At 60.6% G+C, this 17575-nt stretch carries 16 protein-coding genes; 6 read left to right on the top strand and 10 right to left on the bottom strand.

The features are described from left to right. The first annotated feature begins 228 nt into the window (after positions 1 to 228). From M3B90_RS02730 to M3B90_RS02715, 4 genes are all read left to right on the top strand, one after another. Positions 229 to 1596, top strand: coding sequence for an ABC transporter permease (locus M3B90_RS02730; protein WP_259888518.1), 1368 nt, complete (start codon positions 229 to 231; stop codon positions 1594 to 1596). 77 nt (positions 1597 to 1673) lie between these two features. After that, positions 1674 to 2810, top strand: a complete 1137-nt coding sequence (locus M3B90_RS02725) for an FtsX-like permease family protein (RefSeq protein WP_259888517.1) — start codon at positions 1674 to 1676, stop codon at positions 2808 to 2810. A 10-nt stretch (positions 2811 to 2820) separates the two neighbouring features. Continuing rightward, positions 2821 to 3444, top strand: a complete 624-nt coding sequence (locus tag M3B90_RS02720; protein ID WP_259888516.1) for an ABC transporter ATP-binding protein — start codon at positions 2821 to 2823, stop codon at positions 3442 to 3444. Between the two features lie 519 nt (positions 3445 to 3963). Next, positions 3964 to 4407 carry a nuclear transport factor 2 family protein gene (locus tag M3B90_RS02715; RefSeq protein ID WP_259888515.1) on the top strand — a complete coding sequence of 148 codons (444 nt, stop codon included), beginning with the start codon at positions 3964 to 3966 and terminating at the stop codon, positions 4405 to 4407. A 90-nt stretch (positions 4408 to 4497) separates the two neighbouring features. Here the strand turns inward: M3B90_RS02715 and M3B90_RS02710 are convergent, their stop codons facing one another. The 6 genes from M3B90_RS02710 to M3B90_RS02685 form a co-directional block, all read right to left on the bottom strand. Next, positions 4498 to 6999, bottom strand: a complete 2502-nt coding sequence (locus M3B90_RS02710; RefSeq protein ID WP_259888514.1) for a choice-of-anchor M domain-containing protein — start codon at positions 6997 to 6999, stop codon at positions 4498 to 4500. Positions 7000 to 7179: 180 nt separating this feature from the next. After that, entirely contained in the window at positions 7180 to 7560 is a 381-nt protein-coding gene (locus M3B90_RS02705; RefSeq protein WP_259888513.1) for a hypothetical protein, read from the bottom strand. Between the two features lie 44 nt (positions 7561 to 7604). After that, positions 7605 to 8387: a hypothetical protein gene (locus M3B90_RS02700; protein ID WP_259888512.1), complete on the bottom strand. Its 783-nt coding sequence runs from the start codon at positions 8385 to 8387 to the stop codon at positions 7605 to 7607. Continuing rightward, complete coding sequence (locus M3B90_RS02695; RefSeq protein WP_259888511.1) at positions 8384 to 8899, bottom strand: hypothetical protein; 516 nt, start codon at positions 8897 to 8899, stop codon at positions 8384 to 8386. The genes M3B90_RS02700 and M3B90_RS02695 overlap by 4 nt, the downstream gene beginning before the upstream one ends. A 72-nt stretch (positions 8900 to 8971) precedes the next feature. Next, positions 8972 to 10219 carry a hypothetical protein gene (locus M3B90_RS02690; protein WP_259888510.1) on the bottom strand — a complete coding sequence of 416 codons (1248 nt, stop codon included), beginning with the start codon at positions 10217 to 10219 and terminating at the stop codon, positions 8972 to 8974. 26 nt (positions 10220 to 10245) lie between these two features. Then, complete coding sequence (locus M3B90_RS02685; protein WP_259888509.1) at positions 10246 to 10584, bottom strand: hypothetical protein; 339 nt, start codon at positions 10582 to 10584, stop codon at positions 10246 to 10248. 497 nt (positions 10585 to 11081) lie between these two features. Here M3B90_RS02685 and M3B90_RS02680 point away from each other — a divergent pair, with 497 nt between their 5' ends. Together M3B90_RS02680 and M3B90_RS02675 are read left to right on the top strand one after the other, a co-directional pair. Further along, positions 11082 to 12323, top strand: a complete 1242-nt coding sequence (locus M3B90_RS02680) for a Tm-1-like ATP-binding domain-containing protein (protein WP_259888508.1) — start codon at positions 11082 to 11084, stop codon at positions 12321 to 12323. 1 nt (position 12324) lies between these two features. After that, positions 12325 to 13152, top strand: a complete 828-nt coding sequence (locus tag M3B90_RS02675; protein ID WP_259888507.1) for a phosphoenolpyruvate hydrolase family protein — start codon at positions 12325 to 12327, stop codon at positions 13150 to 13152. Positions 13153 to 13329: 177 nt separating this feature from the next. Here M3B90_RS02675 and M3B90_RS02670 read toward each other — a convergent pair whose 3' ends face one another. The 4 genes from M3B90_RS02670 to M3B90_RS02655 all read right to left on the bottom strand — a co-directional run bounded on the left by M3B90_RS02670 (position 13330) and on the right by M3B90_RS02655 (position 17502). Then, complete coding sequence (locus tag M3B90_RS02670; protein WP_259888506.1) at positions 13330 to 14277, bottom strand: cation diffusion facilitator family transporter; 948 nt, start codon at positions 14275 to 14277, stop codon at positions 13330 to 13332. Continuing rightward, positions 14270 to 14626 (bottom strand): metalloregulator ArsR/SmtB family transcription factor, encoded by a 357-nt coding sequence (locus tag M3B90_RS02665; protein ID WP_259888505.1) that lies wholly within the window; start codon positions 14624 to 14626, stop codon positions 14270 to 14272. Before M3B90_RS02665 ends, M3B90_RS02670 begins: the two co-directional genes overlap by 8 nt. A gap of 99 nt (positions 14627 to 14725) precedes the next feature. Then, complete coding sequence (locus M3B90_RS02660; RefSeq protein ID WP_259888504.1) at positions 14726 to 17056, bottom strand: DNA methyltransferase; 2331 nt, start codon at positions 17054 to 17056, stop codon at positions 14726 to 14728. Then, positions 16954 to 17502, bottom strand: coding sequence for a type IIL restriction-modification enzyme MmeI (locus M3B90_RS02655; RefSeq protein WP_259888503.1), 549 nt, complete (start codon positions 17500 to 17502; stop codon positions 16954 to 16956). Before M3B90_RS02655 ends, M3B90_RS02660 begins: the two co-directional genes overlap by 103 nt. Positions 17503 to 17575 lie beyond the last annotated feature (73 nt).

The raw sequence follows: 17575 nt of genomic DNA, 5'->3' as shown, positions 1-17575 counted from the left end.
GGGTTTGATCCGGGCCCGCGTCCATTTCCGCAGATGTTCGAGAAGAATCGGGACTTTTGACGCGCGTCAATCCCGGAGTTTCCCCCTAGAGGGCATCGCTTTCCCCGGGATTTCACACTCGAAACTGGGAACCGTTCCAGAGAGCTTCGTTAGATTCTTTCGTCGTTGCCGCACGCTGTTACATCGCGGCGATAAAACCTTATGTTGCTTGTGAGAAGGGATTGTTCCGTGTCGTCTTTCGGCCGGGCCTGGCGTTACGTTTCGCGTAAGCGCGTCAAGTCGTTCATTATTTTAGGTATTTTCGCGGCGATGATGTCGGCGCTCATGGTGACGAGCGCGGTCACGCGCGCTGCCGATGCCGCCGGCTCTCAAGTCGAGAAGCGCACTGGCGCGGGTTTTGTTCTGCAGAATAATCCGCAGTTCAACCAGGGCACACCTCGAGGCGCGGGCACGGTCAAAGGTGCTGACATCGCGAAGATCGCGAACCTCGCGGGCGTTGAGCGCTACGTGGCTCGACAGAATGTCACGGCTGATCTCGTGGGCGCGAGCGTCAAAAAGCTCGACCACAACGAATACGACGAGCAGAAGGAAAAGCAGTTTGGCAACGCCGCGAACGTGTGGGGCGTGAACGGCTCGGAGCTCGAGAACAGCTTCCGCGGGGGCACTCTCACGCTCACGAAGGGCCGACACCTCACAAGCGGCGATTCCCACACGGCCCTCATCCACGAGGATCTCGCGAAGGCAAATAGCCTGAAACTTGGCGACACCATCACCGTGAAGGGGAACCAGTTCGACGTCGACAACCAAAACAAGTCCACGACAGAAGTAAAAGCGAAGATCGTGGGGCTTTTTTCCGGCGAGAATCCACGCCCGGTTGCGCAGCGAAGCGAGCTCTTTGCCAACACCCTTTTTACGGACCTCGATACCACTCGCGAGCTCTACGGCTGGACCAAGAAAACCGAGATCTATCAGGACGCAAACTTTTTCGTGAAAAAGGGTGAGAGTCTCGAAGGAGTTGCGGAGGAGGCGAGCGGGCTCGGGATCGATTGGCGCAACTACCAGCTCGCCCCGGCCACGCAGTACCTCGCGGGAATCACGGGTGCCGTGGACGGCGTGCGCTCGATCATGAACGGCGCAAAAATCGCGACATTTGTGCTGGCCATCGCCCTTTTGAGCCTTATCCTGTTCTTGTGGCTCGGCGAGCGCAAGAAAGAAACCGGCGTACTTCTCTCTGTGGGCACCACCAAGGGCGGGATGCTCCGCCAATACTGGATGGAACTTGACCTCATCGCCATTCCGGCGCTCGGCATCTCCTATCTCGTGGGTACGGTTCTCGCGCAGTCGATCGGTTCTTCGGTGCTCGGAAGTGTCAATTCTTCCGCGCAAAACGGGTTTGCCCCCGGGCAGCAAGCCGGTGCCGATCTTGAGTCCTCAAGTGCCCTCAAAACTCTCGATTCTCTTCACGTCAGCCTCGGACATCAAGATGTGACAAGCGTTGCGATCGCGGCAGGCGTCGTACTTATTCTTTGTGTGCTTATTGCCGCACTTCCCATGCTGCGCACCGCCCCGAAAAAGCTGTTGGTGGCCCTCAAATGACAGGTTTATCCTCACCACGATTGGCCGCTTTCTCGCTTCAAAGGCGCCCAGCGCGGAGCATCATTCTTCTGCTTCTCATGACGCTCATTTTCACGTGCCTCGTGGCGCAATCCGGTGTGCGCGCGACCATGAGTGACATTAGCGGCGCAATCGATAGGAACGTCGGCGCTGGTTTCACGGCGCACTATTCCGACGGTTCCCTCGCCCGCACTGATGCCGCGGCCCTCGCGAAGCTTCCCGGCGTGAAAGCGAGCGCGTACGAAACCGACATCCTCGTGAAGTCCAAAAATGCAAGTCCCGTGGCCGCGGCTGGGGCTGTGCAGCTCGACCCGGAGTTTGCAGGCGAGGTGACGGCGACGAGCACAACCGATTCGCGGCTCAATCCCTTGTTCGAGGGGAAGCTTTTCTCTCTTGAGGAAGGCGAACCGCTTACTTCCGGGTCACACGGTGCTCTCGTGCATCGCGACTTCGCCGCGAAAAATCACCTGACACTCGGCAGCCCTCTCACGCTCGTGCGCGAGGGTCAGCTCATGCGCCTCACCGTGACCGGTATTTTCAACGGGCGTGCGGAGAATCCGTCGGGCTTGCCGGCCGGCGCCGCGGAAAACCGTATCTTCACCGCCGCGAGCGACATGGGCGCTTTGATCGACCCGGACGCCCTCACTCTCGCGCGATTTCGAACCGCAAGCGCGAAGGAACTTCCCGCCGCCCTTGCCAATGCGCGCAAGGCCAAACCGCACCTCACTTTCGAAGACAATTCCGCGCAGTTTCGCGGGGTGCTCTCTTCAATTCAGGGGGTTGAGCGGCTCCTCACGTGGCTCGTGCTTGGCCTCAGCGCCGTCAGTATCGCGGTGCTCGTGCTCGTGCTCGCGTTTTGGGCACGCGGTCGACTGCACGAGATCGGCATTCTGCTCTCGCTCGGCCGATCCAAGGGAAGTATTCTTCGCCAATTTCTCGTCGAGATCGGTCTGATCGGTGCAGCTGCGGCAGTATTCGCCCTGGTTGCGAGCATTTTCGCCACGCACACCGTGAGCGATGCACTTCTCGCGCGCTCGAACGATCCGGTTCTCGAATCCCTCTCCCCTTCCACGAGTCCCCTCGCAGCCCTCGCCGCCCTCGGCATTGGCGCGCTCATGGTCGCCATCGCCGTTGCCGCGGTTCTCATTCCAGTTTTTCGGCGCAGCCCGAAATCGATTCTCGCCTCAATGAGTTAGGAGCTATTCCATGAGCATTCTTCACCTTGACCACGTCAGCTACACCTACGAGCAGTCCCGCGGACGAGTCCTCGAGGACGTCTCGACCGAGTTTGAACTCGGCAAGCTTTACGCGATCGTCGGAGCCTCGGGCGCTGGGAAGTCAACCCTGTTGAGCCTCCTCGCTGGTCTCGAGGCCCCCACCGGTGGCACGGTGCGCTTCAACGGCAAGGACATCGCCGATACGGGGTACGCGAAGCACCGCCGCGAGCAGATCTCCCTCGTGTTCCAGAACTACAACCTGATCGACTACCTCACGCCGCTTGAGAATCTGCGGCTCGTTGACAAGAAGGCGGGCATCTCGAGCCTTGAGAGCCTAGGCCTCACGAAGGAGCAGGCCACGCGCAACGTGCTGCGCCTTTCGGGCGGCCAGCAGCAACGCGTCGCGATCGCCCGCGCCCTCGTATCGAAGGCGCCCGTGATCCTTGCGGATGAACCCACGGGCAATCTCGACGAGGACACCGCCGAGGAAGTTATCGAAATCCTGCGCGGCGCGGCAAAGGCAGGCAAGTGCGTGATCGTCGTGACGCACTCGAGGCGCGTCGCCGAATGCGCCGACGTCCAACTTCGCCTGAAGAAGCGAACCCTCGTGTAGGCGCCCCGCATTTGCGTCACTCTCGATGAAGATTTCGTCCTAATCTGGGCCGGGCACAACGTCGAAGCAGCATTTTCTTCATAGTTTCGCGCGGGAAGGGCAGGCAAGCAGGAAGAAGCTGCAGCCGGGGAGCGGCAGCGCGCCAACAGCACCAGGAAAGGCTTAACTGTGCCGTCATCACTTGCATTGCTGCCCGCAGCAAGTCGCCAGGCGTCGCAGACTATGAAAAATCCGGCCCAAACCGGTTCCCACCCCGGCTCGAGACCGCATTTTCTTCATAGTTTCGCGCGGTGTGCGGGGAAAGGGGCGCGGGACGGCAGGGAAGAATGTGCGGCGAAGGCCGGGCGGCAGGGAGGAATATATGGCGAAGGCCGGGACGCCGAGGTACAAGGCTCGGCGAAGGCCGGGGCGGCACGAAGAACAAGCCAGCGAATGCGCCGAGACACGCCCAAGCCTCAAGAGGCACGGGCTCTCGCACTCACCTTCCCCTTTTTCTATGATGCGCGTCATACTAGTGGCATGACTGAACAACGCATGCCTATCCCCCCGTTCAACGCTGAATCGGCGGCCAAGAAGGTGCAAGCCGCTGAGGATGCATGGAATACCCGCAATCCGGAGAAGGTCGCGCAGGCGTACACGGTCGACACCGTGTGGCGTAATCGCGACGAGCACATCGAGGGCCGCGAGGCCGTGGTCGCGTTCCTCACTCGCAAGTGGGAGCGAGAGCGCGAGTATCGCCTCCGCAAGAATCTGTGGTCATTCACTGACGATCGCATCGCAGTGCGCTTCCAGTACGAATGGCAAGACGAGAACGGCCAGTGGTGGCGCAGCTACGGCAATGAGCTGTGGCAGTTCGACGAGAACGGCTACATGGCGCGTCGGGAAGCAAGCATCAACGACCGCCCGATCGACGAGAGCGAGCTACGCATCACGCCGGGCGAGGGCGAACTTCCCGTGTGGTGAGAGACCCCTACCCCCTCATAACGACACGAAAAGGCCCGCGCTTCCCGTCGAGGAATCGCGGGCTCTTCGCTATGGGGCGCGTTGGGGCGTTCAGCTGTTCTTGCGGCGCCGTGTGAGGGCCGCACCACCGGCCGCAAGGGCCGCACCGGCTGCAATGGTGAGGCCCACGCTTGCGCCGGTTCGCGGAAGGTCACTAAGAAGACCCCCGGCACCGGGAGCGTCAGCATCGGCACCACCGGCATCAGAAGCCCCACCGGCGTCAGAAGCACCGCCTGCATCGGTCGCCGCAGCATCATCCGCATCAGCAGCTCCACTACCGGCAGCATCACCAGCACCCTCGCCGGCGCCGCCAGAGCCAGCACCATCGGAATCAGCGGCACCAGCCTCGGCGGGATTCTCCGGCTGCTGGTCCGACGGCTCCTCAGCCTCGCTGCCACCCTCGTTGCCCGGCGACGGCTTCTCCACAACGAACGTGAGCCGCTGTGTTTTCGCGGTGACCTCGCCGCTGCCGGCACTGCGTTCGCCATTGTTCGCAGCCTTCGCGCGCGCGGTCACGTCGATCGTGTACGTTCCTGGCTTCGTGAACGCCCACGCGGTGTGCATGTGGGTTCCGGGAGGAAGCGGAATGTGGGAGGCCTTGTCACTCGAGGCATACACCTTCTCAAGCGTGCCAAGCCCCTCTGTGTACGCAAACCATTTTGCACCCTTGGGCGCGCTTACGGGCGTGAGCGTCATCGTTGCACCTTCGGGGTACTTCTCGCGGTCAAGAGCTTCGCTCGAGAAGCCCGGCCACACGCGCCCCTGCTGCTGGGACTGCGGGAGAATGTACAGCTCGGTGCCTTCGGGACCGAGCACGTCGTAGCTCTTGTCGGCAAGCACGTTGCCGCCGCGCTTCACCTTGGCGAACTTCGTGACCTCGAGCGTCGTTGAGTCGATCGTGCGGGTCACGGACTTCTTCGCGTGCTGTCGGGAGTCATCACCAAGCGCAACGGTGAAGTTTCCTTCGTCTTCCATGACCCGCAGGTCAACGTGCCCGTTGTTGATGGTGACCGGCGTGGTGGCGAGGGTGCCGCTTGCTCCTTCATCTCCTTCCGGGTCCGACGGTTTCCCGCCCTCCCCCGTATCCGGTGTGCTCGTGGCGCCGTTCTCGGAGAACTGGGTCGACACCGTTTTTTCCGCGGTGCTCACGGGCCCGAAGTCGGCGACCTCCGTGTTGCCGATCGCGGCACGCGGCAGCGGCTCAAGGGCAAGGCGCAGGTCGTACTGGTCGCCCTTGCAGGCTTCACGGTCCACGTCGAAGCTCCGGCGGTCCGGGCCGCTCACAACATCGACTTCGCACGTCGGGAAGTCAGAGCCTTTTTCGTAGAAGCCGCCGGTCACGTGGTACACAAGCGAATCGTCGGCGGGTTTCGTGTCGACCTTCATGAGGTTGTCGTTCTTTTCCACCTTGGCGCTCACCGACACGTCGCGGGAGTTCGCCTTGACCTCACCTTTCGGGAAATCACCGGCGGGGTTTTCCGACGCTTCCCTCGGGAATTCACCACTCTCTTTCGTGGACGTTGCCGGCTTCCCCGTCGTCGATGTGAGGGGTGCACTTACCCAGCGTGAGGCGCCCTTGGTGGGAACGAACACGGCCTGGAAGGTTGAATCCTTGGAGCCGATCATTTCGCTCCACGTGGCCTTGCCACCCTTCACGGGGATCTCGGCAAGGTGGTAGCCGTCGATGTAGAACACGACGGCGCCTTCGGCTTCGGCGTTGCCCGCATCGAAAGTGAGGTCGGTGAGGCTCTTATCGCCGTCTCGGTCTTTGCCGGTGTGCGGGGCGATCGTGAACGTCGGCTTCGCGTCGCCGTTCACGCTTTCCGCCTTGTCGTACGCGGCCTTGACATCGCCGAGTTTTTCGTCGGCAGGGTTGGTGCCGCCCACGCGCCACACCAAAGTGGTGGGTTTCGAGGAGGTGAAGGTGCCGTCGGACTTTCGTGCGCTCGCCTCGTAGGTGACTTCGTACCTGCCGGGCTTGGTGAAGGTCGTGAAGTTGTGGGTGTGCGTTCCGGGATCGAGCCATACGGCGCGTGAGTCCTTGTCGTGCGAGGAGAAGAGGCGCGTGACGGGGAGGTCGCCGTATTCGGAGTAGTTGAACATGTTCATCTCGCCGGGACCGTTGAAGCCCGTGAGCTCGATGGTGAAGTTCTCGTCTTGGAAGTCTTCGATCGGGACCGCGGTGTCCGCGCCGAAGCCTGACCAGATGGGGGTGTTGCCGGGGCCTGGGCTGTGGGGCGCCATGTAGAGGAGGTCGCCGTCTTTGCCGAGGAAGCTGAGGCGCGGGTCTTTCGTGACCGGGAAGATGTAGCTCTGCTTGCCAACATCCCTGTAGCCGCGGCCAACCCAGTTGGTGGTCTTGTCGAGAGGAAGGGTTTTCCCGTTTGATTGCGAGTTGATCTGGAAGCCGTTCGCGTCGTCCCAGAAGACCTTGGGCGCGTCGATGTGCGCGTTTGTGTGGACCGTGCGGTCGTCGTCGGGACCCGCGAAAGCGGGCGCGAGGGCGAGCGTGAGAGCCGCGAGTGTGGCGCAGGTGGAGCGGAGAATCCGCATAAACCCCTCCTTGAATGGTAACCGTTCTCATTAACAGTACCTGGGGTTGGGTCCTCGTGCCATTTCCGCTAACCCCAAACAATGACTCGTGCGCTTTCACGCCGCGAACGCGCGGACCTCGATTGCGGCCGCGTTGTTTCATAGGGAGGAAAAGCCGCTGCTAGAACGGCCCGGGGAAGCTCAACGCTCGCCCTGCTTGAGCTTTCTTTTCGCGCGGTCGTTCTTGCGGCGCTCGACAACCCAGCGCGGAGCAAAGGGCCACGGAAGTGGCACGCCGACTGCGCCGAGAATCCCGATGGGGATCATGACGACTGTCGCGATCCCCAAGATTCGGAGCGTCTCGGAGACGAGAACGCCGCCCGGGTACCCAAGTTCTTGGTGAAGGATGAGGAGCGCGCCGACACTAAAGACGGGCGTGCAGTACGGGAGCACCCACAGATTCGGGACTTCGCGATAGTCGTCGTACCACTCTGCGTTTTCTTGGAAGCGCACGTGGAACATGTAGAACGCGAAAACAGCCGTCGTGACAACGAAAATGGCACTCCACAAAAGAATGTTCACGACCCCACACTCCTCTCACACGCTCGCGCTGAACGCCGCATGCGTCACCACGTGGAGATCTGCTGTTCGGTGGGAAGCTGATGGGCGGCCATCATGAACAACACCCACGCCTCTGCCGGTTCGAGGTAGTGGGAGCTTCCGAAGATCTTTCGCGGCTCCGAGAAGAACGACAGGTAGCCGTGCGAGGTCGAGATCCACGCCGTCGCCATAGGTGCAGGGCCTTCGTCGGTTTGCGCTCCGGAGGCCACAACGACCTGGTCGTAGAGCCCCTGGGTGATGTCCTCTGCCATGCCGGGCGAAACCCCGCGCACGGCTTCAGCGACACCCTGCTGGGCCTTGTGGAGCTTTTGCTCCTCACCGGGTTCAACAACCAGGTTCTCCCAGGTCTCCGCCGCGATCTTGACCGCCTCGCTTGACGTGACGTCATTCCGGGGAATGGGCGCGAGGTCAGCAAGATCGAACAGCACCGTGTAGCGGCTCGAAAGCGGGTGAGCCTTGAGCACGAAGCTCGGCGGGGTGGAAACCTCACTCGTCACGACGGTCTGGGCGCTCACGCACCCCTCGGGGCCGAGCCACAGGAACCGGTTGTCCTCCACGCCGTTGCCCGCAACCGACGCGATCGTGAGCTGGAAGCGATAGTCCCTGAGGGTGCTCCAGATGGCCCCGGTGCCGTCGGAACCCTGGCCGCCGCTCACGACAACCCGGTCATTCACGTCAACGACCGTGAAGCCTTCGCTCGGGATCCCCCTCTCGAGAAGGGACATGAAGCTTTCGAAGCCGAGCTCCACTCCGGTGTTCTCACGGTCGGTATTGGCCTGTTCCGTCATTGTGCCGACTCCTTCCACAGCAGTCCGTGCCCCATGTTCACGATGAGCTGCGCGCGATCGCCGAGCAATTCCGTGGGATAGGTGATCGTGAGATCAACGTGGATGCGGTTGTGCACCGCGATCCACTGGAACATCGTGAGCGGGATACCGTCGGCATTTTTATAGGAGGCGATCCGCTGGAGCCCGGGCACACCCTGGAGTCCGACGGTGTCTGCGTCGAGGTGCATAAGCCGGTACTCATCGAGGGTTTCGGCAAACGAATCCTCGACCTCATCCTGAGTAGAAGCGAGCTTTTCAAGCGATTCGGTTCCGGCCTCAGCCCTCCTCTGGATGAGCACGATGTTCGGGCGGAACTGCTCGTTCCACACGTCATCCGAAAGGTAGAGGAAAATCCCACGGTCAGCGCCGGATGTGTCTTCTTCCCACCCGCGCGGTGCGCACACGTCGACGACCATTGCCGGGTGCGTGTAGGTCGTTACCTCCGCGGGTATTGCCTTTCCAGCATCAGGCATTGCGTCTCCTCACTACTCGCTATAGCTCGAGCGATCCGCAGGAATCGTCGGAAACTCGGCGACTTGCGCACATCAATCGAAGAGACCACCAACGGGGTCCTTGACCTTGTTCGCGGCCCAGCCGCCTGCCGACGAGCCTGCAAAGCCACCGATGATGCTACCGGCGACGCCGCCAACAACTGTGCCAGCGGGGCCAAAGAGGGAACCAACCGCGGCACCCGTAGCGGCGCCGGCCTTACCACCAGCCCAGCCACCAGCCGTGGCGCCGGCGGCTGTGACGCCTGCACGTGCACCCTTCTCCCAGTTGCCCATGTTCGGGCGCTGTTGAGAATCGGTCTGCCACGAGTCCATCGAGTTGGTGACCGCCGCGACACCGGTACCGGTTCGCGACGCAAGCTTCGAGGCCTTGCCAACTTTGTCCCACTTCTCATTCGTGAGGCGGTGCTGGTGAGCGTGCGGCACTCGCGAATTCTTGCCCTCGAGCTTGAGCATGCTGCGGCCCACGACTGCCTGAAGAGCGCCGGTAGCAGTGGTGGGCTTCGCCATGGGGTTCATCGCCGAGTTTGTCGCAAGGAATTGCCCCCTGTTGGTGACGGCGCTCGCGTCCCAGCCCGTGACGCTCTTAACGAGTCCCTCGCCGAACTTGCCTTTCCCGGCAAGGTCCTGCAGGAGCTTGGGTGCCCAGCCCTGCCGAACTCGAATGTTTCCGTTTCTGTAGAAAAAGGCCATGCTGTAGTACTTATAGGCGTCGGTGCTCAGGCGAGCCCCCTGAAGCAATGGCCCAGCAGCGCCCTCGAGATCATTGCCACGAATGGCAGCGTTGAGGAGCATCTGACCAATGTTCTCGCCGTCATTCTCGGTCTTGACCGAGAGCGACCTCGCACAGTTTGAATCTGCGAGCTTAGCATCAGCCGTGAGCTGCGCGCACTGCCTTTCGAGGTCGAGTCTCCAACTTTCAAAATACGCCTGAACCGCGGGATCCGAGAGGTTGGCCGCTGCTCTCGCCATTTCGTAAATGGAGATGTCGGCTTCGAGGTTAGTTTTGCGTCGCCTCAGTCTCCCGAGGGCAGATGCGTAGTCTTCTAGCCGTACTGCGATATCGTCGGCCGCATTCTTGAGTTCGGTTGCCATGCGCTCGGGCGTCTTCATCGCCTGATGCACTTGCGCGGCCTCGGGTGCGTAATACTGACCGCTCATAGGCTGCCACGTGTCCGCGGTGTCATTCACTTTTTGCTCAACGCTTTCGCCTGCATCGCGAATCTCTGTGGCGCCAGCGGTCACGGTTCCCGGGTCATCGATTTCTGGAAGGTCAAAAGCCATCACACTTCCTCGCTCGCTGATCGTGGTTACCGAATACCAGGCATGTCGCTCACGTATGCCCGCTGAAGTCCTGCATCGGCTTCCGTGCAAACCTGCCGATCGCCGTCGACGTATGACGTCACGGCGTCTGAGGCGGATTGAATATTGTTGTTGATCATCGAAACCAAGGCTTCACCCGCGGATTCGAAACCCTGGCTTACGTCCCCACCGAGCGTGCCCGACGTCTCCGGGCTGTACATGAGCCTGCCGCCCAGATCCGACGCATCATTCGTGAGGTCGGTGTTGGCGTTTTCTATATCAGGGACTGTTCCGCTTGTTTGCGAAATTGTGTTGTGAGCTGCTTTGTCGTCAATGTCGTAGAACATGTCGATCTCCCGACTTTTCGAGTCCTTGACTTACAAGCGATTGGGCTCCTTCATGCGAGTCCCAGTTAACATTACGAGCAGATATCGAAGCTGAGTGCTTCGTCACCGTGAGTAGCCTCGTGACCGTCGCCGCAGGTCAACGATGGTCCAGTAGCGCAGCGAAGGAGGCCCTACCTTCGCTGCTATGCTTCCGACGCTTGCTGGGCGTTCAACGATCGCCTCGTCCTCCACGCGGCTCTCCCGCAACAAACTCCTACCGAGGTTTTCCGTATTCTCGGGCTACACATTGATGCGTCTTGTCCAGCACAGCTTGATTGAGACATCGGCTGGGCGCGGATTGACGGCCACTTCTGTCAAATCTTGACTGAAGCTGAGGCCACCCACTCGTTCTGAGAGGGATGGAGCCTTCGTGCTCAATCGGAGCGAGCGCGCCCTTTTTACTCTGCGCACATACCCGAGGCGTAGCGTGGAGTGAATCGAAGACGAAGGAGTGCCTGATGACGACCATCGCTTTAGTAGGAACGCTCGACACGAAGGCCGAGGATTACGCCTGGTTGAAGGAGCGCCTTGCGGAACTTGGGGTGGGGGTACTCGCCGTCGATGTCGGCTCGTTTTCCACAAACGATCTCGCGGATATCACTGCGGATGAAGTCATCGCGGAGGCGGGTGAAAATGCCGAGAAACTGCGGGAGCGTCGCGACCGTGGCGAGATGATGACTGTTATGGGCCGCGGGGCTGCAAAGATCGTGCAGAAACTCGCGGAAGAGGGGCGTATTCACGGCATCCTTGCTGTCGGCGGTTCGGGGGGCTCATCTGTGGCCGCTCCCGCGATGCAAGCGGTGCCAGTGGGCTTTCCGAAGCTACTCGTGTCGACCATGGCCTCGGGCGACGTATCGCCTTATATCGGCGAAACGGACACTACCATCATGTATTCGGTTGTGGATATCGCAGGGGTGAATTCCATTTCAGCGATGGTGCTCGGTAACGCCGCGGCGGGCATCGCAGGAATGGCGAAGGCTTACGAAGCTCGCCTCACGGACGCCTCCGATGAGCACCGCCCGCTTGTAGGCCTCTCGATGTTTGGGCTCACGACTCCTGCCGCTGATGAAGCCCGTAAGACCCTTACAGAGCTGGGGTACGAGGTTCTCGTCTTCCACGCAACTGGAGCGGGCGGGCGGGCAATGGAGAAGCTCATCGAGTCCGGGTTGCTCGCCGGCGTTTGCGACCTGACAACAACGGAGCTTGCCGACGATCTCGTGGGTGGGGTCCTCAGCGCTGGCCCTGAGCGGCTTGAGATGGCGGGCCGTATGGGCACGCCTCAAGTCGTGAGCCTTGGCGCCCTCGACATGGTGAACTTTGGGCCGAAGGACACGGTCTCGAGCAAGTTCGATGGCCGCACATTCATCGTGCACAACCCGACGGTGACCCTCATGCGCACGTCCCGCAGCGAAACGGAGGAACTCGGTCGGCGCATCGGAACAAAGCTCGCTTCCGCAACGGGGCCTACTGAGCTGTTTATTCCCACGGAAGGCTTGAGTGGTATTGATGTGGAGGGTGGTCCCTTCTACGACCCCGCGGCGGATGCAGCTCTCTTTGACGCTGTGAAGACACATCTCGAGGGTAGCGGTGTGCCCATTCATGAGCGTGAATGCGCGGTCAATGACGAGGGCTTTGGTCGAGCCATGGCAGAGCGTCTCGATGAACTTATTCGCACCAATTCGACAACGAAGGAGAACTGAAATGTCCCGCAAAGACATTCTTGAGCATTTGCGAGCGAAGGTCGCAAGCGGAAAGCCGATTATTGGAGGCGGTGCCGGAACGGGCATTTCGGCAAAGTCAGCCGAGGCCGGCGGTATTGACCTCCTCGTCATTTACAACTCCGGGCGTTTCCGCATGGCGGGCCGCGGCTCTCTTTCGGGGCTCCTCGCCTATGGCGACGCGAACGGCATCGTGATGGAGATGGCGAATGAAGTGCTTCCCGTCGTCAAGCACACCCCGGTTCTCGCCGGTGTGAACGGCACGGATCCGTTCCGGGTTATGCCGCACTTCCTCAAGCAGGTCAAGGAGATTGGCTTCGCGGGAGTCCAGAACTTTCCGACGGTTGGCCTCATCGACGGTGTTTTCCGTGCCAATCTTGAGGAGACTGGCATGGGTTTCGGCCCTGAGATCGACATGATCCGCATGGCAAACGAGCTGGATCTCCTCACGTCCCCCTACGTGTTTGACGTGGAGCAGGCGAAGGAAATGGCTGCCGCGGGTGCCGACATTCTCGTGCCTCACATGGGGCTCACGACCTCCGGGACGATCGGTGCCCAGACGGCGCTCACTCTTGAGGAGTCGGCAAAGAAGGTCCAGGAGCTTGCCGACGCTGCGCGAAGCGTGAACCCGAGCATCCTTTGCCTCTGCCACGGCGGCCCGATCGCCAACCCCGAGGATGCTCAGTACATTCTCGATAACACCGACGGCATTGTTGGCTTCTACGGCGCTTCCTCCATCGAGCGGTTCCCCACCGAGACGGGCATCCGCGAGCAGACGGAGAAGTTCACGCAGATCACGTTCACCAACTGAGAAATTTTCTTTTGACTTGGGGCCCGCCACGCACAACGGGTGTGGCGGGCCCTTCTACTGCATGTTTTCTTCGAAATAGTCTTCGCCGAAAGCGGTCGAAAGCCGAGAGCAGAACCCGCTGTACTCTCAGGGTGTTTCGTTGGCCCGAGTGCTCGGGATTCAGCGTTCGTCGCCAGGTCAAGGGTGAACGGAGGGTTCTTTTGACCCGTGATGAGGCGGCTCGAACTGGAAGGTGGAGTGTTCAACGTCGAAATGTCCCGCGACGCAGTGCTGCACTTGGCCGAGTAATTCGGGAATATGCCCGTCGGTAAAGCACTCGTCGTCGACAACAATGTGGGCTGATAGTGCCGGCAGGTCGCTCGCGACGCTCCACACATGCAAGTCATGAACGCGCTGCACGTGGGGAAGTTCAAGAAAGTGGGTGGTGACTTCCTCGAGGTCAATTCCTTCCGGGGCTGCTTCGAGCAGAACGCGGCCGGCGGCGCGCAAGAGATTCCACGCTGCGTGCACCATGAGGGCACACACCAGAAGGGACGCAATGACATCGGCAAGAGTCCACCCGGTCACCATGATGATGAGCGCGGCAACAATGGTTCCGAGGAAGCCGTAGAGGTCGGTGAGAATGTGTTGGTAGGCGCCTTCGATATTGAGGCTTGAGCGATTGGCGCGAGCAACCAACCACGCGACGACGATGTTCACGGCCACCCCAACCAGGGCAACGATGAGCACGGGGCCACCGTCGACCTCGGGTGGTTCGAACAGACGGCGGACTGCCTCCACAGCGATGACTCCAGCCACGATCAGGAGCGTGATGCCGTTGACCGCGGCGGAGATGGTTTCCACGCGTTTGAGGCCCCAGGTCCACGCCCCTTGCGCAGGCCGAGCGACGAGGCGAATGGTCCATAGTGCTAGCCCGATCGCTCCGACGTCGGACAGCATGTGCCCGGCATCCGACAGCAGTGCGAGGGAGCCAGTCAGGAGGCTGACGATGACTTCGGCGACCATAAAGACGCTCAACACAATCAAGGCCACCCACAGAGTCGTGCGGTCGGCGTCGGCAGAGATGCTGTGGTCGTGTGCCTCGTGAGAGTACTTGCGCCTGTGCGACACGGATGGTTTAGTCATGGCTCGCGCCCTCCCGCTGCGAGGTTTCCCTCAGTTTTTCGGTGCCGTCGAAGAGGGCCGTTGCCGCCGCGAGAAGCGTCTTCGTTTCCTCGGGATGCGCCAAGGTGTAGTACGTCGCGCGGCCATGCGTGTGGCTTGCGAGGAGCCCACTTTTTCTTAGCGAGGCCACGTGCGTTGACACTGTCGATTGGGCAAGACCCACGTGCTCGACGAGGTCCGTCACGCGGTGTTCGCCTAACAGCAAATGCTGGATGATCTGAAGCCGATGACCATCGGCGAGGCTCTTAACGAGAGTCACCCAGTTCTCACGTTCTTCGAGGGAGGTTTCTTCACCCATATTCATCGTCATAGGGCGATAATATCGCTTATCGTCGATGTTAGCCATGCAGGGTCGATCGGCAGAAGCCGCCGCGACCGCCAAAGTCGCGCTTTGACGCCCGCAAGAGCATTAGCGCCGCGTGCCTTCTTTTTCAGCGGCGGTCATCTCGGCGTAGCGCTCAAAGAGCAGGGTGAGGCGCTCCTCGTTCGAGGCTAGCGCCTTCTTCGCGCCGAACGCTTTGTCGACAACGCGATCGAGGGCAGCGTGCGCCTTGAGAAGCGCGGGACTCATCGCAAGCGGGTTGTAGTGCTCGGCAAGAGAACGCTCGGGATGCAGCTCGCGCGCCGCGATCACGCCCTTGCCCGCCTCGATAATCTTCTCGCGCAGTTCCGGCTCGACGGCGGGGAGCGGAAGGTTGTTCCACACGACGGTGTTCGAGAAACGCAAACGCGATTCGAGCGCCCCGCCCACCGCACGCTGCCACGTAATGAACATTGACGAAGAAATCACACCGAAAAGGAGTCCATCAGGATCCTCGGCCAGGAAGTTTGCGTCACCGCAAATAATCTCGGGGGCGAAGCGTGTGACCGTGGCAAATGCTCGCGTTTCAGAAAAATGCCTGGGTATACCCACGTACTCAACATCAGGCTGATGGTTCTCTTGGAATAAATGTGGATAATCGGCAGATTTCTTTGTTGCAACTTTCTTCGAGGCAAGCCGAAAATTCCGGCAGTTTTCGACACGTTGCTTAAGCACAGCTGAACGATGCAGGTCTTTAGGTTCAAAACCATCACCGGCCATCCAGAGGCACCAACGCGGAGCGTCGTGGATGAGCTGCCGAGCACCGATGTTAGGACGCAAGAATTTTGCCGCGATAGGGTCGGCGGCAACTTCGGCATACTCATCCACTTCGACGATGAGGTTACCGCCGTCGGTTGGTTTTGATCCAAAAGATACTTTTGGAAGCTGAGGGCTCAACGCCTTTGAACGCTTCCGCACAAGCACATTCGGCCCATCCACGAGATACGCATTGATCTGCTTTGCGGGAACCTGCTTTGGCTCGCCCTTGACGTTGTCGTACGTGAACAATTGCGGGGCGCTTCGCTCGTGCTTGTCGTAGCCCGTGATGACGCAGTGAACGGCCGGTCCCCCGGGCGCTTCGCTCTGCCACGCGAAGGTTTGGTGGGCGAAGCGTATGCGCCAGCCCGAGTCGAAAAGTGGACCAAAGAGCGCGGGGACGGGCTGGCCCTGCGCGATCGAATTCGTGGACACGAACGCGAAGCGGCCGCCAGTGACGGGACGGAAGAAGTCGCTCGCCTTCTTGAACCAGGCAGTCACATAGTCGAGGTAACCGTCGTAAAGCTCGCCCCACACGAGCTTCATATCTTCGGTTTGTTCAGCGGCCTTGGTGTACTGCCCAATAAACGGCGGGTTGCCCATGATGAGCGTGTTCGGCCCTGCGGGAAGAATCTCGCGCCAGTCGAGGCGCAATGCGTTGCCCACGGTGATCTGGGCGGAATCCTGAAGGGGAAGCATCGGCTTCGAATAGCCTAGGGTGAGGTTCATGGCCTGGTTCGCCTGATGCTCCACGAGGAACATCGCGGTGCGGGCGATCGTCGCGGGCCACTCTTCGATCTCGATGCCGTGGAATTGGCGAAGGCGCACGCGCACAAGATCCTCCGCCATGAGGTCCAACTGAACGCCGCCACTGTTCAACTCCTGGAGCCGCTCGTGGATCTTGAGTTCAAGGGCGCGCAGCTCGCGGTAGGCAATGATGAGGAAGTTTCCACAGCCGCACGCCGGGTCAAGGAACTGCAGCTCACCGAGGTGCGTGAGTAGTTTTTCGAGCTCACTCTTCTTGTTGTATGCCTTCGTGAAACGCTCATCGAGCTCATCAAGAAACAGCGGGCGGATGAGCTTCAGAATGTTCGTTTCGGTTGTGTAATGCTCGCCAAGTTCGCGGCGCGCTTTCTTGTCTTTGACCGCTTGGAAAAGGCTGCCGAAAATCGCGGGGCTAATGCTCGACCAATTGAAGTAGGACGCCTGGATGAGCAGCTCACGAGATTCTCGATCGAAATACGGGATATCCGTCGGCTCCCCGAAAACGCTCCCGTTCACATACGGGAACGCTTGCAGTAACTCGTCATGCTTCGCGTAGCGCTTCTCTTCGGGCTTGTTGAGCGCCTGATAGAGCGTCGCGAGCTGGGAGCCAAGATCGCTTCCGTCTTCACTCGTGCGCTCCTCGAGATACCGCGAGAACAGGTCACGCTCCCACAGGCCCGCGTCGTCGGCATAGAGGCAAAAAAGGGTGCGGATGAGGAACACGCTCGCCTGATGCTCGTCATAGCCCGTCTTCTCTAGGTGCTCATAGAGGCGCGCCATGAGCGTCGCCGCGTGAATCGACGCTTGCTCTTGCTCCTTCGAGCCGAACTTCGCGCGGCGATATCCCGCGAGGAACATGAGGTCCTCGACATGCGCGGGAAGCTCCTCGAGCAGGAACTCGAGCGTGTCGCTCCCCCCCCCCCCGCTTCTGCGACAAGGCTCAAGAGACGAAAGCGCTTGAAGTCGCTCGTGAGGATGTAATCGGGCCGTTCATGCTCCGTGAGAGACTCGATGTAGTCGAGGGCCTGCTGTTCGGCCGCCACGAGGTCGCGACCCGCACTTTTCATTTCAATGACGACGGTTCCCGAAATAAGCGCGTCAATAAACCCATGCTGGCCCGTCGACGAACGCCGCGCGCGCTTCTCGTACACGGCGGCCGTGCGGCCGCTAATGCCGAAGCATCGAAGGAGGCCGCGCACAAACTCTTGTGCCTCGCCCTTTTCATAGCCTTCCGCATCGCGCCACTCCGCCACAAACGCGCCCGCGCGGTTGCGGATATCGGAAAGAACGAGGGGTTTTGGCATGGCGGCTCCTGAGCGCGGTCACGGTCGTGGTGAGCTCTACGTTACCGGGCCGCACCCCAACCCCAGCGTGACC

The sequence above is a fragment of the Dermabacter sp. p3-SID358 genome, from assembly GCF_025147465.1.
Taxonomy (GTDB): domain Bacteria; phylum Actinomycetota; class Actinomycetes; order Actinomycetales; family Dermabacteraceae; genus Dermabacter.
This window is presented reverse-complemented; position numbering and strand designations above follow the sequence as displayed.

What these genes read in the sequence shown, in the direction of transcription:
- M3B90_RS02725 (WP_259888517.1), top strand. Translation starts at nt 1,674, where the DNA reads ATGACGCTCATTTTCACGTGCCTCGTGGCGCAATCCGGTGTGCGCGCG.
- M3B90_RS02720 (WP_259888516.1), top strand. Translation starts at nt 2,821, where the DNA reads ATGAGCATTCTTCACCTTGACCACGTCAGCTACACCTACGAGCAGTCC.
- M3B90_RS02715 (WP_259888515.1), top strand. Translation starts at nt 3,964, where the DNA reads ATGACTGAACAACGCATGCCTATCCCCCCGTTCAACGCTGAATCGGCG.
- M3B90_RS02710 (WP_259888514.1), bottom strand. Translation starts at nt 6,999, where the DNA reads ATGCGGATTCTCCGCTCCACCTGCGCCACACTCGCGGCTCTCACGCTC.
- M3B90_RS02700 (WP_259888512.1), bottom strand. Translation starts at nt 8,387, where the DNA reads ATGACGGAACAGGCCAATACCGACCGTGAGAACACCGGAGTGGAGCTC.
- M3B90_RS02695 (WP_259888511.1), bottom strand. Translation starts at nt 8,899, where the DNA reads ATGCCTGATGCTGGAAAGGCAATACCCGCGGAGGTAACGACCTACACG.
- M3B90_RS02690 (WP_259888510.1), bottom strand. Translation starts at nt 10,219, where the DNA reads ATGGCTTTTGACCTTCCAGAAATCGATGACCCGGGAACCGTGACCGCT.
- M3B90_RS02685 (WP_259888509.1), bottom strand. Translation starts at nt 10,584, where the DNA reads ATGTTCTACGACATTGACGACAAAGCAGCTCACAACACAATTTCGCAA.
- M3B90_RS02680 (WP_259888508.1), top strand. Translation starts at nt 11,082, where the DNA reads ATGACGACCATCGCTTTAGTAGGAACGCTCGACACGAAGGCCGAGGAT.
- M3B90_RS02675 (WP_259888507.1), top strand. Translation starts at nt 12,325, where the DNA reads ATGTCCCGCAAAGACATTCTTGAGCATTTGCGAGCGAAGGTCGCAAGC.
- M3B90_RS02670 (WP_259888506.1), bottom strand. Translation starts at nt 14,277, where the DNA reads ATGACTAAACCATCCGTGTCGCACAGGCGCAAGTACTCTCACGAGGCA.
- M3B90_RS02665 (WP_259888505.1), bottom strand. Translation starts at nt 14,626, where the DNA reads ATGACGATGAATATGGGTGAAGAAACCTCCCTCGAAGAACGTGAGAAC.
- M3B90_RS02660 (WP_259888504.1), bottom strand. Translation starts at nt 17,056, where the DNA reads ATGTTCCTCGCGGGATATCGCCGCGCGAAGTTCGGCTCGAAGGAGCAA.
- M3B90_RS02655 (WP_259888503.1), bottom strand. Translation starts at nt 17,502, where the DNA reads ATGCCAAAACCCCTCGTTCTTTCCGATATCCGCAACCGCGCGGGCGCG.